Annotated in this window: 15 protein-coding genes and 1 rRNA gene; 15 read left to right on the forward strand and 1 reads right to left on the reverse strand. The window is 31.3% G+C overall.

Features of this window, described 5'->3' with window-relative positions:
* Positions 1-64 precede the first annotated feature (64 nt).
* The 5 genes from ACOMC1_RS02435 to ACOMC1_RS02455 all read left to right on the forward strand — a co-directional run bounded on the left by ACOMC1_RS02435 (position 65) and on the right by ACOMC1_RS02455 (position 5,045).
* The gene (locus ACOMC1_RS02435) at positions 65-1,252 is read left to right on the forward strand and encodes a phosphoglycerate kinase (RefSeq protein ID WP_420331051.1); all 1,188 of its coding nucleotides are present in this window, start codon (positions 65-67) and stop codon (positions 1,250-1,252) included.
* A 186-nt stretch (positions 1,253-1,438) separates the two neighbouring features.
* Entirely contained in the window at positions 1,439-2,089 is a 651-nt protein-coding gene (locus tag ACOMC1_RS02440; protein ID WP_420331052.1) for a hypothetical protein, read from the forward strand.
* A gap of 91 nt (positions 2,090-2,180) precedes the next feature.
* Positions 2,181-2,918, forward strand: a complete 738-nt coding sequence (gene tpiA, locus ACOMC1_RS02445; RefSeq protein WP_420331053.1) for a triose-phosphate isomerase — start codon at positions 2,181-2,183, stop codon at positions 2,916-2,918.
* A gap of 48 nt (positions 2,919-2,966) precedes the next feature.
* The gene (gene gpmI / locus ACOMC1_RS02450) at positions 2,967-4,478 is read left to right on the forward strand and encodes a 2,3-bisphosphoglycerate-independent phosphoglycerate mutase (protein ID WP_420331054.1); all 1,512 of its coding nucleotides are present in this window, start codon (positions 2,967-2,969) and stop codon (positions 4,476-4,478) included.
* A 162-nt stretch (positions 4,479-4,640) separates the two neighbouring features.
* Positions 4,641-5,045, forward strand: coding sequence for a hypothetical protein (locus ACOMC1_RS02455; protein ID WP_420331055.1), 405 nt, complete (start codon positions 4,641-4,643; stop codon positions 5,043-5,045).
* A 46-nt stretch (positions 5,046-5,091) separates the two neighbouring features.
* Here ACOMC1_RS02455 and ACOMC1_RS02460 read toward each other — a convergent pair whose 3' ends face one another.
* Positions 5,092-6,279, reverse strand: a complete 1,188-nt coding sequence (locus tag ACOMC1_RS02460; RefSeq protein WP_420331056.1) for an acetate/propionate family kinase — start codon at positions 6,277-6,279, stop codon at positions 5,092-5,094.
* Positions 6,280-6,444: 165 nt separating this feature from the next.
* On the opposite strand from ACOMC1_RS02460, the gene ACOMC1_RS02465 reads away from it, so the two are divergent.
* The 10 genes from ACOMC1_RS02465 to ACOMC1_RS02510 all read left to right on the forward strand — a co-directional run.
* A complete protein-coding gene (locus ACOMC1_RS02465) occupies positions 6,445-7,800 on the forward strand; it encodes an FAD-dependent oxidoreductase (protein ID WP_420331057.1) in 1,356 nt (451 codons plus the stop codon).
* A 105-nt stretch (positions 7,801-7,905) separates the two neighbouring features.
* Positions 7,906-8,631: a type III pantothenate kinase gene (locus ACOMC1_RS02470; protein ID WP_420331058.1), complete on the forward strand. Its 726-nt coding sequence runs from the start codon at positions 7,906-7,908 to the stop codon at positions 8,629-8,631.
* Positions 8,621-9,286 (forward strand): hypothetical protein, encoded by a 666-nt coding sequence (locus ACOMC1_RS02475; protein ID WP_420331059.1) that lies wholly within the window; start codon positions 8,621-8,623, stop codon positions 9,284-9,286. Before ACOMC1_RS02470 ends, ACOMC1_RS02475 begins: the two co-directional genes overlap by 11 nt.
* Positions 9,287-9,330: 44 nt before the next feature.
* Positions 9,331-10,134, forward strand: a complete 804-nt coding sequence (locus ACOMC1_RS02480; RefSeq protein WP_420331060.1) for an Hsp33 family molecular chaperone HslO — start codon at positions 9,331-9,333, stop codon at positions 10,132-10,134.
* Positions 10,135-10,333: 199 nt separating this feature from the next.
* Positions 10,334-11,281, forward strand: a complete 948-nt coding sequence (gene pheS, locus ACOMC1_RS02485; protein WP_420331061.1) for a phenylalanine--tRNA ligase subunit alpha — start codon at positions 10,334-10,336, stop codon at positions 11,279-11,281.
* A complete protein-coding gene (locus ACOMC1_RS02490; protein WP_420331062.1) occupies positions 11,281-13,443 on the forward strand; it encodes a phenylalanine--tRNA ligase subunit beta in 2,163 nt (720 codons plus the stop codon). Before pheS ends, ACOMC1_RS02490 begins: the two co-directional genes overlap by 1 nt.
* 37 nt (positions 13,444-13,480) lie before the next feature.
* Complete coding sequence (locus ACOMC1_RS02495) at positions 13,481-13,870, forward strand: CinA family protein (protein ID WP_420331063.1); 390 nt, start codon at positions 13,481-13,483, stop codon at positions 13,868-13,870.
* 59 nt (positions 13,871-13,929) lie between these two features.
* Complete coding sequence (gene recA, locus ACOMC1_RS02500; protein ID WP_420331064.1) at positions 13,930-14,907, forward strand: recombinase RecA; 978 nt, start codon at positions 13,930-13,932, stop codon at positions 14,905-14,907.
* Positions 14,908-14,980: 73 nt separating this feature from the next.
* Positions 14,981-15,766, forward strand: coding sequence for a TIGR00282 family metallophosphoesterase (locus ACOMC1_RS02505; RefSeq protein WP_420331065.1), 786 nt, complete (start codon positions 14,981-14,983; stop codon positions 15,764-15,766).
* Between the two features lie 262 nt (positions 15,767-16,028).
* Positions 16,029-16,155 (forward strand): 16S ribosomal RNA (locus ACOMC1_RS02510); the annotation flags it as partial.

Raw genomic sequence — 16,155 nt, forward strand, 5'->3', positions numbered from 1 at the left:
TGGTGATAAGTAGTATAATTTTTAAGAAATATTCATAAATTTCAATATTTAAGGAGAAAAATAAATGAAAAAATCAATTAACGATGTTCAATTAAAAGGTAAGAAAGTTTTAGTTCGTGTGGACTTCAACGTTCCTATTAAAGATGGAGTTATTACTTCAGAAAAAAGAATCGATGCAGCACTTCCAACAATTCAGAAAGTAATTTCTGAAGGTGGTAAAGCAATCTTATTCTCTCACCTAGGGAGAATTAAATCAGAAGAAGATAAAGCTGAAAACTCATTAGAAGTTGTAGCTATTAAACTTGCTGAAAAATTAGGAAAAGAAGTTAAATTTGTTAATGCAACAAGAGGTGCTGAATTAGAAGCAACTATTGATGCAATGAACGAAGGTGACGTAATTATGTTCCAAAACACAAGATACGAAGACTTAAACAATAAAGCGGAATCAAAAAACGATCCTGAACTTGGTAAATACTGAGCTTCACTTGGAGAAGTATTTATAAATGATGCATTCGGTACAGCTCACCGTGCACACGCATCAAATGTTGGTGTTGCTTCAAACATTGCTGAATCAGCACTTGGATACTTAGTACAAAATGAAGTTAAAATGCTTTCACAAGGTCTTGATACACCTAAAGCACCATTCGTTGCTATCGTTGGTGGAGCAAAAGTTTCAGATAAAATCGCAGTTATCGAAAACTTATTAGTTAAAGCTGACAAAATTCTTATTGGTGGAGGGATGGCTTATACATTCCTTGCAGCACAAGGATATGCAATCGGTACTTCATTATTAGAAGCTGATTACATTGAATTAGCTAAAAAATTCTTAGCAGAAGGTGGAGATAAATTAGTATTACCAATTGACCACGCTATCTCAACAGGATTTGCTGATAATGCAAGACAATGTACAGAAGGAATTGAAGTTCCTGAAGGTTACATGGGACTTGACCTTGGTGATAAATCAATCGAACTTTACAAAAAAGCTCTTGAAGGAGCAAAAACAGTTGTTTGAAATGGACCAATGGGTGTTGCTGAGTTTGAAAACTTCAAACAAGGTACAGAAGCTGTATGTGAAACAATCGCTAACCAAGAAGGTGTATTCTCAGTTATCGGTGGTGGAGATTCAGCCGCAGCTGCAATTAAATTAGGATTTGAAGAAAAATTCACACACATCTCAACAGGTGGTGGAGCTTCACTTACTTATATGGAAGGTAAACCATTACCAGCCATCATTGCAATTCAAGATAAATAATAATTGTAAAAATCAATTAATCCGCAAGGATTAATTTTTTTTGTTGAAAAACATACTTTTATTCAAGGTAAAATGCACTTTTTAAAAGTATTAAATTGAAACATATATAAAATATATGCTATAATTATTCTAGTTTAAATAGAGGAATGAATTTAAATGAAAATTAAACACATAAAGGGAGAAGACATGGCAGAAACAAAAACAATAAAAAAACCTGTAGCAAGTGTGAATTTCACAGTTTCTAAAAAAGGTGAAAAAGAATGAACAGTTAAAAGAGATGGTGTAGATCGTTACTACCACCACAAATCAAAAGGTACAGCTTTCGCTGACGCTGAATCAAAAATTAAATCTGTAGCAGGTAGATCAGGAAGAATTAAAATTCATGAAGATGGAAAATATACTTCAAACTGATTTGTAGAAGCAAACAAAGTTACAAAACTTGCATCAGGAAATCAAGATGTTGAAATCTTAGCTTTAATCAAAGAACAAAAAGAGAAAATTGACGCTTTACAAAAACAAAAAGCAGCCACACCAGCCAAAGAGGATGCTAAAATCGCTAAAGAAGCAGAAGATGCTCTAAAAATCGCTAAAGAAGCTAAAAAACTTTCAGAAGAAGCAAAAGAAGAAAACAAAAAACTTAAAGACGAAAATGTTGCTTTAACTAAAGAAGTTGAAGTATTAAAAACACAAGTTGTTAAATTAAAGAAAAACCCAGCAACAAAAGGTGGAAGATCAGTATTTGAATCTGCTTTACTAGGATTTATTCTTGTATTAACAATAACAATATTCGTATTCTTAATGTTAGCACTATTCCACGTTGTTGACTTAGGAAAATAGAAATAAATAAAATAACCGTAAAGGTTATTTTTTTTACTAAAAAATGTTAAAATATATACATAAAATAAATTTATAACAAGGAGAAAGAAATATGAGAAATCAAGTTATTGTAGGAAACTGAAAAATGAATAAAACTCCAGCAGAAGCAAAAGCTTTCATGGAAGAATTCAACACATTATTTGAAGCAAACAAAGATAAAATTGCATCAACAATGAAATTCGGTATTGGGGCACCAGCTGTTGACTTAGCAACAGTTTCAGGTGAAGCAAAAGGTGACTTTATTGTTGCTGCTGAAAATATGCACTTTGAAGCAAATGGAGCATTCACAGGTGAACTATCTGTTGAAATGATTAAAGCTGCAGGTTCAAACGCTGTTATCTTAGGACACTCTGAAAGAAGAGCAATGTTCAATGAAACAGATGCAGATGTAAACAAAAAAGCTAAAGTTGCTTTAGCAAACGATGTAACACCTATCGTATGTGTTGGTGAAACACTAGAAGAATATGAAGCAGGAAAATCTAAAGATGTAGTTAAAGCTTCAACATTAGCTTCTCTTGAGGGAATTACTGATTGAGCTAACGTTGTTATTGCTTATGAACCAGTTTGAGCAATCGGAACAGGTAAAACAGCTACAGCAGCTTACGCTGAAGAAATGTGTGCATTCATTAGATCAATTACTTCAGAAGAAGTATTAATTCAATATGGTGGTTCAGTTAAACCTGAAAACGTTGAAGAATTAATGTCACAACCAAACGTTGATGGTGCATTAGTTGGTGGAGCTTCAGTTCAAGCTGACTCATTCATTAAATTACTTACATTAAACAAATAATTAAATAATAAAAAGTGGGTAAAACCATTTTTTAATTAAGGAGAAAATATGAAAAAACCAGTAGTATTAATGGTTATAGATGGTCTAGGAACACTGGACAAAGTAGAAGGTAATGCAGTAAAACAAGCAAATACACCAGTATTTGATAAGATTTTTGCTGAATACCCAAATGTATTAGTTAAAGCCGCAGGAGAATCAGTAGGTCTTCCAGCAGGTCAAATGGGTAACTCAGAAGTTGGGCACTTAAATATTGGTGCTGGACAAGTAGTTTATACAGGATTATCATTAATTCAAAATTCAATTGATCAAAACACTTTCAATAAAAATGCTTCATTCTTAAATGCAATGAACCATGCAAAAGAAAATAATTCAACATTACACATAATGGGATTATTATCACCAGGAGGAATCCACTCATTAGATAAACATTTATGAAAAATAATGGAAATGGCACATGAACAAAATGTTAAAGATGTAACATTACACGTATTTTCAGATGGTAGAGATGTTGCTCCTGATGCATTCGCAGAATCATTAGAAGAATTAATGCCAAGATTAGAAAAATACGGATTCAAATTAGGATCAGTTTCAGGTCGTTTATATTCAATGGATAGAGATGAAATGTTTGAAAGAACAGAAAAAGCCTATCAAGCAATCATGGGTTCAGCAAATGAAAAATTTGATGATATCTACGAATATGTTAAAGGTCAATATGCAGCAGGAAATACAGATGAATTCATCGAACCTGCAATAAATTCAAATTCAAATGTAAAATTCTTACAAGACAATGACTCAGTTATTTTCTTCAACTTCAGACCAGATAGAGCTAGACAACTTGCTCACTTAATGGTTGGTTCTTCATCAGTTTATGATGTGAAACCTTCAACACAACTTAAAAACGTACCAGTTGTTTCAATGATGAAATATGAAGGTGTTGATACTGATGTTGCGTTCGATATGATGGAAGTTCCAACACCAATCGGTAAAGTTGTTTCAGATGCAGGGTTAAAACAATTACGTATTGCGGAAACTCAAAAATATGCTCACGTTACATTCTTTATGGACGGTGGAGTAGATGTTGAATATCCAGGAGCAGATAGAATTTTAGTTGATTCAGTTAAAGTTAAATCATTTACAGAAGCACCTAAAATGTCAGCTGAAGGAATTGCTACTGAATTAATCGAAGTTGTAGATCGATATGACCTTACAATTATGAACTTTGCTAACCCTGATATGGTTGGACACACAGGAGATTTACCATCAGCAATTATTGCTATGGAAGAATTAGATCTACAAGTTGGACGTATCCTTGATAAATTAAATGAAATCGGTGGAACATTATTCATTACAGCTGATCACGGTAATGCCGAGATTATGATTGATGAAAAAGGTGGACCAGCAACTAAACATACATCATCACCAGTGCTATTTGTATGTTCAGATAAATCAGTTTCTTTAAAAGAAGGTGGAAAACTTGCTAATGTTGCCCCAACAGTTCTTGATTATATGGGAATTGAAAAAGGTTCTTCAATGGATGAAGATTCAATTTTAGTTAAATAATAAATATAAAAAAGCGACTAATTAGGTTGTTTTTTTATTTTCGTTGTCAATAACAAAAAAAATTAATGAATGTCTTTTTAAAATAAAAAGGTATATAATTTTATAGATATTGAATCAAAAGAAAATATCATATATAAATATAAAAAAAGGAGAAATAAAAAAATGATTAACAATCTTAAATCAAAACCAAAATTATTAATTTCAGTAGTAGTTATGTTTTTTGCAGGATTACTAGGTATTATACTTGGATCTGTAGCACTAACAACAGAGGACATGACAGGAACATTCACACTGACAGATGGACTTAAACATTTAGATGGTACACCAGAGTATTTTAAAGCACACATACAAGCTGCTGCTGCTATGGCATCACTTGCTATTATTCTAGGTTTAGCTGCTTTCGCACTTGGAACAGTAACAATGTTAGGTTTAATTAAATCAGAAACAGTTGCATTAATAATCGCAGGAGTACTTTTAGTACTAGTTATTATTTTTGGAGCAATCGGTGTTCAATTCGCTAAAGACGTATTTGACCCAATTTGAGTTGCTAAACACGCTATCTCATAATTATAAGAAATGATTAAAAAAACACCTTCATGGTGTTTTTTTTAGTTTATTTAATAATCTCTAACAACTCATTAGCTATAACTAATTCTTCGTTAGTTCTCATTGCATATAAATCTATTTTTGAAGATTCATCTGAAATTTTGTTGTATGACTCATATTCTGATTGATTTTTTTCATCAGAAAGTTTTGTACCTAGTATTTTAACTTGTTCTAAAATAACTTTTCTGATTTCTCAAGAATTTTCACCAATACCGGCGGTAAATACAATTCCATCTAATTTTTCTCCGATTTGATTTGCATAATCAACAATATATGTTGCAATTCTCTTGGCAAACATTCTTACAGTACGCTTAGCTTTTTCATCTCCCTTTGCAAGTGCAACTCTGATATCACGCATATCAGAAGAAATCCCTGAAAGAGCAAGTAAACCTGATTTATGATTTAAATCATCTACAATTTCTTCTGCACTACGACCAGTTTGTTGACTCATGTATCCAACTATTGCTGGATCTAAATCACCAGAACGAGTTCCCATGATTAATCCCGCTAAAGGAGTTAAACCCATTGAAGTGTTGATAACTTTTGAATTTTTAATCGCTGATAATGATGAACCATTACCTAAGTGACAAATAACTAAGTTGACACTTTCCTTGTTTAAAATAGTTTTCATTTGATTTGTTATGTATTTGTGTGAAGTTCCGTGTGCTCCATAACGTCTAACATCATATTTTTCATATCATTCATTGGGAACTGCATAAAGAAATTCTTCTGCATCCATTGTTTGATGGAAAGAAGTATCAAAAACTCCTACATTTTTAACGTTGGGAAGAAGCGTTGAGAATGCTTCTATAATATCTGCTTCACCGGGGTTGTGAAGTGGAGCTAATTTACTTAATTCCCTAACCTTTTTAAGATTTTCAGAATCAATTATTGCTGATTCTTTAAATATTTCTCCACCTTGAACAATCCTGTGACCTATACCAACTATTTCATTTAAAGAATTGATAATATTTTTTTCCTTTAGTTGTTGGATAAGTAACTGAATTGCTTCCTTATGATCATTTAAATCTTGTTCGATTGTAAACTTTCCTTCTGCTGTCTTGATTGTGAAAGAACCATCTACTTGTATTCTTTCAGCCAAACCTGAAGAAAGAACTTCTTTTGTTGTTGAATCCATTACTTGGAATTTTAATGATGAAGAACCACCATTAACGATTAATATTTTACCTTGCATTTTACCGTCCTTTATTTTTTATAACATTATAATTTTAACCTTAATGTGAGAGTAATCAATAAAATATTTTAATTTGTAAACCTATTCAAAAACTATTTACTTGTTAAACAATAATATTGAGTTGTATAATTTTATTGATATAGAAAAATATCTGAAGGAGAAATAATGAAAATTATAGTTATGGGAACAAATCACGCCGGAACATCTTTTGTTAGAACACTTGCTAACTTAACAAAAGAACATGAGATAACAGCATATGACAAGAATACTAATATATCCTTTTTAGGATGTGGTATTGCATTATGAGTTTCTGATGAATTCAAAGATTCAAAAGGTCTATTTTATTCATCACCTGAAGAATTGGAAAATATGGGTGTTGATGTAAAAATGCAACATGAAATTATTGAAGTTAATTCTAACGAAAAATATGTAATGGTAAAAAACCTTAAAACGAATGAAGTATTCAAAGATGAATATGATAAATTAGTTTATTCTATTGGAACTTGACCAATAGTTCCTCCTATCAAAGGTATTGATAAAGAAAACATATTCCTTTCTAAATTATTCCAACATGCTCAAAAGATTAAAACCAAAGCCAAAGATGAAAATGTTAAAAATGTTGTAGTTGTTGGTGCTGGATATATTGGTATTGAACTTGTAGAAGCTTTCTCGAAAGCTGGTAAAAAGGTAACATTAATCGATATGGCTAATAGAGTTACTCCTTCATATTTTGATGAGGAATTCACAGAACCACTTCAACAACGTATGAAAGAAGCGGGAGTTGAATTAAGAATGGGTGAGACTGTTAAAGAATTCAAGGGAGAAACAAAGGTAACTTCTGTTGTTACTGAGAAAGGTGAATACAAAGCTGATTTAGTTATTCTTTCAATCGGTTTCAAACCTCTAACAAAATTAGTTGAAGATCAATTAGAACTAGAACAAAAATCTAAATCAATTATCGTTAACGAGTATCAACAAACATCAAATGAAGATATTTATGCAATTGGTGATTCAGCATCCTTAATGCACAATTCTACACATAAACATTCACATGTAGCTTTAGCAACTAATGCTGTTAAAACAGGATTGGTTGCTGCGTATCATGTTGCAGGGATTAACTTACCATTTCCAGGTGTACAAGGTACAAGTGGTATAAATATATTTGGATGTAAGTATGCATCAACAGGTATTTCGGAAGCGTTTTGTAAAAAAAATAATATTGATGCTAAATCAGTATTTTGAAAAGATGCGGATAGACCTGAATGAATGTCTACTGTTGAAGATGTTCAAATTAAAATAATATATGATCCAAAAACTTTAAAACTACTTGGAGCACAAATTGGTTCTTTCGGAACAAATAATCATTCGGAAGCAATCTTTATGTTATCACTTGCGATTCAAAAAGGAATGACATTACCTGAAATAGCATTAATTGATGTGTATTTCCTACCACATTACAACAAACCATTTAACTTTATACTACAAGCATTATTGAATGGTATAAACGAAACAAAAAAATAAAGCGTTGAGCTTTATTTTTTTGCGATGTTATACTTTATTTGTAGTTAAAAATAAACCCTACTTATCATAGAGGGTATTATTACTGCGAATAATTTTAGGAGAAAAATGAAATTATATTTTGATATTGGTAATACCAGTATAAAGATGAATTACAAGTTGGGTGAAGAGGAGTTTTATATCTCTTTCAAAACTAAAAACGACTTTTCACCTGATTCTTTATTTAGTTTTTTACCAGAAGAGGTAAAAACATCTAAAGTTGAAAGTGCTTGAATATCATCTGTAGTTCCAAATCAACTTGGAACAATTGAAAGAATGATTGAAAAATATTTTGGAATCAAACCAAATATTATTAAGTTTCCTGTAAAAACAGGGATAAATTTTAAAGCGACAAACCCTAAAGCAATAGGTTCGGATGTTATTTCGCTATCTGCTTTTGTTGCTGATAAATCTGAAAATGGAATTATTGTTAATTTAGGTACTGCAACTACAATAACTCATATTAAAAACAAAACTATGTTGGGGACTATTTTTGCACCTGGTATTGCTATAGGTGCTGAATCATTAATTAAAAACGCTTCAAAACTTCATGAAATTAATATGAACTTAATTAATAAGACTCTTGGTAACAACACTGAGGAGTGTTTATCAATCGGAATATTAAAAGGACACATTCATATGATTAGAGGTTTTATAAGAGAAATAGATTCTGATGCGGATGTTTTCATATCAGGAGGCAATTCAAAATTAGTAAAAGATATGGTTGCAGCTACTTATGTAAAAGAAGCTACAATTGAAGGAATAAAAGTAATTGAAAAATTTAATGAAAAATAATCTTAACGATAAAGATGCATCACGCAAAATAAAACCGAGAACAATAGCATTTCTAGGGATATATGTTTCTATATTTCTACTTATGACCTTTGTTCCTCAAGTTGGCTATATAAGGATTGGTGCATTTAATGCAACCATGATGGCAATACCAGTTGCATTAGCAACTATCCACTATGGATGAAAGGGTGCGATATTCGGGATTACTTGTTTTATAATTTCGTCTATTATTGGAACCATATTTTTTACACCACCAATAATAACCTTTGTAGGTGGTTGGGGTAATTTATTGGTTGTATTTATAATCGGAAGAATAATGATTTTAATACCATTGATGTTTGTTATATGAATAGCGAAAGTTATTCGAGATAAAGCATCTACAACAAATCATAGGACAATTATGATTGCTAAATATGCATACGCTTTCATTTTAGGGTTAACCATTTCTATATTTAATACTATTTTTGTGGCGACATTGATTTATGTTTATGCGCATAACTCTGGTCAATTAAATGACTCTTATTGAATTTTTATGATTTCCATTGGAATCAACATCAGCATTGAATGAACAGTACCTCCTTTCGTAGCAATGCTAGCTTCTAGTTTGGGGTTTTATTTAGAAGCTAAAGAAAAGTCAGCAACAAAAGAAAGATACTAATAAACATCACATAAAATGGTGTTTTTTTGTATAATTAATTAACTATGGCAAAAGTACAATTATTAACAAAAAACAACATAAGAATTTATGTTTCAAATATGACGGACGTGGCTAATGTAGCGGTTGAAAAACATGAGGCATTACCATTAGGAGCTTTAATCTTAGCAACATCAATTGCGGTGTTTGGACCATTAACAGCAATCAAAAGAAATACAAAGAATTCAGCAATCTTGAATGGTGATGGATCAACTGGTACTGTAATTGTTGAATCTACTGAAGAAGGATTCGTTAGAGCATCAATTGCAAATCCAAAAGTTGTAACTGAATATGATAAAACAAGACCGAATGATTTACCTCTTGGTGTTGGTATTGGTCAAGTTGGTACACTTAAAATATTAAACACTGCTGGTGATTTAACTTTCGGTGGAGAAGTTAAGTTGGCAAAAGGTGATGTTGTAACTGATATGGCTTATTACTTTGAAAAATCAGAACAAACTAGAACAGCTGTTTTATCTTCTGTATTATTAGGAGAAAATTCACACGTTGAAAGAGCTTATGGTGTAACTATGCAAATGTTACCTGGCTACACAGAAGAAGATGTTCAATGAGTTGAACAATTCCTGAAAAAAAATAAACTAGGTGAGATGGAATTAGAAGAATTCGTTTCAAATATGGAAGCTATTAAACTAGAAGAAAAAGAATTGATTTGAAAATGTTCTTGTTCAAAGGAAAAATTCCAAATAATGTTTGATTCGATTCCTGCTGATGAAAAAGCTAAAATCATAAAAGAACATGGAGCAATAGAAATCAAGTGTAACTTTTGTAGAGAGAAGAGTACTTTTAAGTAATTAATGTATAATTAAGTCGCTTAGAAAATAAGAAATTAAATATAAACAATGAAATCGGAAGTAGTATGGAAAGTTTGAATTCGCCGATTGAGTAATGCTAAAAACATTCGTTTGTCGCGTTAAGACAAGAGAGAGTCCTAGATTGGGGTGGTACGTTGGCCCCCAATCTTGGGCTTTTTATATAAAAATGGAGGTAGATATGAACTTATCACACGTAAAAACACTAGAAGAACTGAAGTTAGAAAAGAGTAAATTCTTTGGTAAAGATGGAGAAATCACAAAATTACAAAAAGCAATTAGAACTGCAGAACCATCAGAGAAAAGTAAAATAGGTAAACAAATCACTGAATTAAAAACAAAAGCAGAAAAAGCTTTTGCTGAAAAAATGAAAGAGATAGAACTTAATGCTATTGCTGAAAAGGTTAATAGTGAATGAATTGATGTTACTGAACCATTAGAACAATCAGGATCTTTACATCCTTTAACTCTTGTTGCAAATAGAGCGAGACATTGATTGAATCAAAATGGTTACTTTGAAACAACTGGTCCAGAAATAGAAACTGACGAATACAACTTCGAACGTTTAAATATACCAAAAGATCACCCAGCAAGAGATATGCAAGATTCTTTATATATCAATAAAGAAACTTTAATGCGTACTCACAATACTGGATTTACAGCAAGAACTCTTGAAAAACATGCAAATGAAGCATTTGCAGAATTTGCTATTGGGCGTGTTTATAGAAATGATGATGATGATCAAACTCATTCACATCAATTTGCACAAATTGATTTAGCTAATATAGGGTATGTATCATTCCCCAATTTAATATGAACAATTAAATCATTAGTTTCATACATATTAGAAGAAGAAGTTGATGTAAGGTTACGTCCTTCATTCTTCCCATTCACTGAACCTTCAGTAGAAGTTGATATCTTTTATAAAGGAAGATGAATTGAAGTTCTTGGAGCAGGAATGCTTAATGAGAAAGTTTTAAAAATGGCTGGATATACAAATGATATGAATGGATTCGCATCTGGAATTGGTGTAGAAAGAATGGCTATGATTAAATACGGTATTAATGATATTCGTGAATTCTATCAAAACGATTTAAGATTCCTGAACCAATTTAAGGAGGTAAAATAATGTTATTTTCATTTAATTTATTAAAAGAGCTTTCAAACGCTCCAAAAAATTGAACAGTAGAAGATATGGTTATTGCATTCAATAAATTAGGGTTTGAAGTAGAAGGTACTGAAAGGTTTTCTGAAGCTGAAGGTGTTAAATTTGGAAAACTTCTTTCAACTTCAAAAAACCCAGAAGGAACAAAACTGAATGTTTGTGAAATCAAATTTGATGATGCGGTAAGAACAATCCAAACAACTGATGATAGTGTTGTTGGTAATGAAGGTAAAGTTGTTATGGCATTTGTTCCAGGTTCAAAACTTGGTGATATGACTTTTACTGATAGAAAAATGAAGGGTATAGTTTCTCAAGGGATGCTTTGCGCATTTAGTGAAATAGTTAAAGATAAAACTAAAGAATCATTACCTGAAGGGTGAGAGGAAAAACTTCAATTATTTGACGAAGAAACTGACTTAACACAAGACCCACTTAAATTATTTGGATTTGACGACCACATAATTGAAATTGACATACTTTCAAATAGATCTGATTCGAATTCATACTTTGTAATGGCTCAAGAATTAAAGGCTTATTTAAACATTGAGGACAAACCTAATTTCAATTCAATTAAAAAAGGTGGATTTGACACTGAGTATAATGTTTCAAATGGAAGTGCAGATGTATTATCTATTGCTGAGGCTAATATTGAAGATTTAGAAATAACTCTTGAAGAAAAATTACTTCTATTAAAATCAGGTATTAAATCAACAACACCAATAGTTGATATCACTAACCTAGCATTATTAATGACTGGTCAACCAGTTCATGCTTATGATAAAAATAAGGTTACAAAAAATATCATTGCAAAAGAAACTACTACAAAAGCTACTTTATTAGGTGGAAAAGAAGTTGAGTTCGAAAATTCTCTATTAATATGAGATGATGAAAAAGCCATTTCAGCTGCAGGTGTTATGGGATTCCAAGGAACAGCGGTTGATAATGAAACAAAAGAAGTTATTTTAGAAATTGGTAATTTCAATATTAAAAAAGTAAGACATACAGCTAAACAAACTAAGTTAGAATCAATGTCTTCAAGACAATCTTCTAAAAAACTTGGTGTTGGTACACAAGAATTAGGATGAACTTATCTTACAAATAGAATAACTAATATTTCTAATGTAAAAGGTCTACCTAAGGAAAATGAAAAAGAATTAGATTTTGATAAAAAGATCTTGGATTCACTAATTGGAGCGGAGTTATCAAAAGAAGAATTCTCAAAACTTGCTTCACAAATGAATTCATTAGGGTTCACTGTAAACCAAACAACAATTTCAGTGCCTAACTATAGACATGATATTGAATCACAACAAGATTTCAATGAAGAATTTATTCGTTTATATGGTTATGATAATTTCAAACCTGTTGCACCAGTTGTAAATCCTTCTGCTGTTAAGGTTGTTAATCATAAACATAAAGAAATTGCTGCTATGGGTTACCAAGAAGTATGAACATATTCATTAATTTCAAAAGAAAGAAACGCATTTAATCCATTTGACTTTAAAGAAACTGTTGAATTAGAAACGTTCATCTCAAAAGAAAGAGAAGTTATAAGAAATTCAATGGCTATGTCTCTTCTTGAAGTTGTTGATTATAATGTTAAACGTAAAATGGATGATATTTCTATATTTGACATAGGACATATAAATAATGGTGTGTTTGTTGCTGCGCTTGCTTCAACAAGTAAAACTTTCAAAGAAATGAAACAAGATGTTTTAAATATCATTAAAAAACCGGTTACTTTCGAAAGAGCTATAGGAACTCAATTCCACGAGGGAGTATCAGCATTAATTAAATTAGAAGGAAAAACAATTGGATGAATTGGTAAAGTTCACCCACTTCTAAATTCAACTGAAGCATTTATTGCGGAAATAATGATTGAACAAGAAACAACAGAAATTTCTTTTAAAACATATGACGAAGCACAATTAAAAGTTAGAAGTATAACTTTCGAACTTAAAGACAAAGAAGAAATTGCTAAACAAGCAGAAAAAATTAAGGAAATTCCTGGAATATTCTCAGTTAGAGTTTCAGATATCTATATAAAAGACGATATTAGAAAAGTTACTTTAGCTGTTAAAGGTGATGATAACTCTATCAAGGAATTTGATGAACAATTTAATTAAACTAGAACAATCTAGTTTTTTTATTTATAATTTTTGTATGAAAACATTAGGATCAATAGAGTCATTTACTGGGGGAGCTTTTGCAGCTGCAATAACTTCAGTTCCTGGAGCAAGTAAATATTATAAAGGTAGCGTAATAACATATGCTAGTGAATTAAAAGCAAAAATAGGAGTAGATATTTCAGAAGGTGTTGTCAATGAAAGAGTTGCAAGAGAAATGGCTTTAAAAGGTAAGGAGTTTCTAGGTGTAGATAATTGTGTTTCATTCACTGGAAATGCTGGGCCAGTACCTATGGAAGAAAAACCAGTTGGATTAGTTTACATTGGTATTAATGAAAAAGTTTACGAAAAAAACTTCAAAGGAACAAGGGTTGAAATCATAAATCAAGCAGTAGAATTTGCTATTAATAAAATAAACGGAGAATAATTCTCCTTTTTTTATTTGCAATTTATTTTAAAAAAACAAATATATAAATGGAGGTGTAAATGAAAAACAAGGAAATCAAAGAAGCTATGGATAAAATCCAAGTAGCTTTTGGGAAGGAGTCTGTTATGTTATTAGGTTCTAAGGAACGTATAAACGTTGACACGATATCGTCAGGCTCACTCCTAATAAATAAATCATTAGGAATTGGTGGTTATCCAAAGGGTAGAGTGATAGAAATATATGGACCTGAATCATCTGGTAAAACAACTCTTTCTTTGCATGCAATAGCTGAAGTTCAAAAAAAGGGTGGAATTTGCGCTTTCGTAGATGCGGAACATGCAATAGATCCTCAATATGCCGAAGCATTAGGTGTAAAAATAGATGATTTAATATTATCTCAACCAGATTCAGGTGAGCAAGCTTTAGAAATTGTTGATATTCTTTCAAAAACTGGAACAATAGATTTAATAATAGTTGATTCAGTTGCAGCATTGGTTCCTGAAGCAGAATTAAATGGTGAAATGAAAGATCAAACAATTGGTGCACAAGCGCGATTGATGTCAAAAGCTTTAAGGAAAATAACTGGCTCATTAAGTAAAAATAAAACAACCATTATTTTTCTAAATCAAATTAGGGAAAAAGTTGGAGTTATGTTTGGGAATCCTGAAACAACGCCAGGAGGACGAGCATTAAAATTCTATGCTTCTATCAGAATGGAAATTCGAAGAATATCTTCCTTAGGAACAACGGATAATGTAACCGGCAATAATGTAAGAATTAAAGTCCTTAAAAATAAATTGGCACCTCCATTTAAAACAACGTGCACAGAAATTCATTTTGGTAAAGGTATTTCTCTTGAATCGGAGATAATTCAACTAGCTGAAGAAGAAGGTGTTTTAATCAGGAAAGGCGCTTGATATAAATACAATGATAAAAATATTGCGCAAGGTAAGAATAATATGAGGGTGCTTTTAGAAGAAAATAAAGAATTTAAAGATGATCTTTATGCACAACTTAATAAAAAAATTTCTAATTAAGGACAAAGGGCAATGCCTTTTGTTTTTAAATAAAGTTATGTGGTAATATTTATTGTATAGAAAGCAGGACAAAATGAAAGTTCTATTTATTGGAGATATATTTGGGAAACCTGGATTAAAGACTGTAGTTCAAGAGTTGCCTAAATTAAAAGAAAAACACAAAATTGATTTTGTGATTGTGCAAGGGGAAAATGTATCAGGTCGTAAAGGTTTATATTATTCTGATTATAAAAAATTAAAAACAGCAGGTGTTAATGCATTTACTATGGGTAATCATGTTTGAGCAAAAGATGAAATAAATAAATTATTTAAATATGATGACATTATTAGACCTTACAACATTAATAAAAATTATGCTGGTAAGGGTTCAATAGTTTTCGATGTAAAAGGAAAAACTTTAAGGGTGACATCAATGATGGGTATTACATTTAATGAATTGAGAAAACCTTGAAAAGAATCTCATGCTTCAAATTTCTTCGATGCATTAGATGAAATTACAAAAGATGAAACTAAAGCAGATTATCATTTTATTGATTTCCATGGTGAAACTACTTCTGAAAAAGCTGTGTTTTCACTTTATGCTGATGGGTTGGTGGATGCGATAGTTGGAACGCATACACACGTTCAAACAGCAGATGATAAAATTTTACCTAACGGAACAGCATTTATTACAGATGTTGGAATGACAGGTCCAAAGAATGCAGCAATTGGCGCTGACTTTGAATCAGTATATTTAAAGATGCGTTATGATGAGATGTCAAGATTCACTGTTTCAAAAAATGATTGTCAAGTTAATGCAGTTGTTGTTGAGATGAGTCCAAAAGGCAATAAAATCCAAAGACTAAATTATGAAGTTTAAAAAATAGGGAGTATCCTATTTTTATTTTTATCTTTTTTATGATTTTGCCAAACCTATCTATATATAAAATAAAATGGAGGCTTTTATATATAAATAAATAACAATGGAGATGTGCGGTGAAATAAAAAAATATTTTTTGTGAAAGGGTTTATTTTTTTGTTATACTAATAAGGCACCAACTTTTAGGAAGTGAAATTCCATTTAAAGTTTTTGCTGATAGATCTTTGAAAACTAGATACAAGAAACCATGAACCCGGAATCAATTTATGAGAGTTTGATCCTGGCTCAGGATGAACGCTGGCTGTGTGCCTAATACATGCATGTTGAACGAAGCAAAAGTGCTTGCACTTTAGACTTAGTAGCGAATGGGTGAGTAACACGTACTTAAC

Origin of the sequence: Mycoplasma todarodis, from assembly GCF_965212735.1 — a bacterium.
GTDB classification, from domain to species: Bacteria; Bacillota_I; Bacilli_A; order Mycoplasmatales; family Metamycoplasmataceae; genus Mycoplasma_K; species Mycoplasma_K todarodis_A.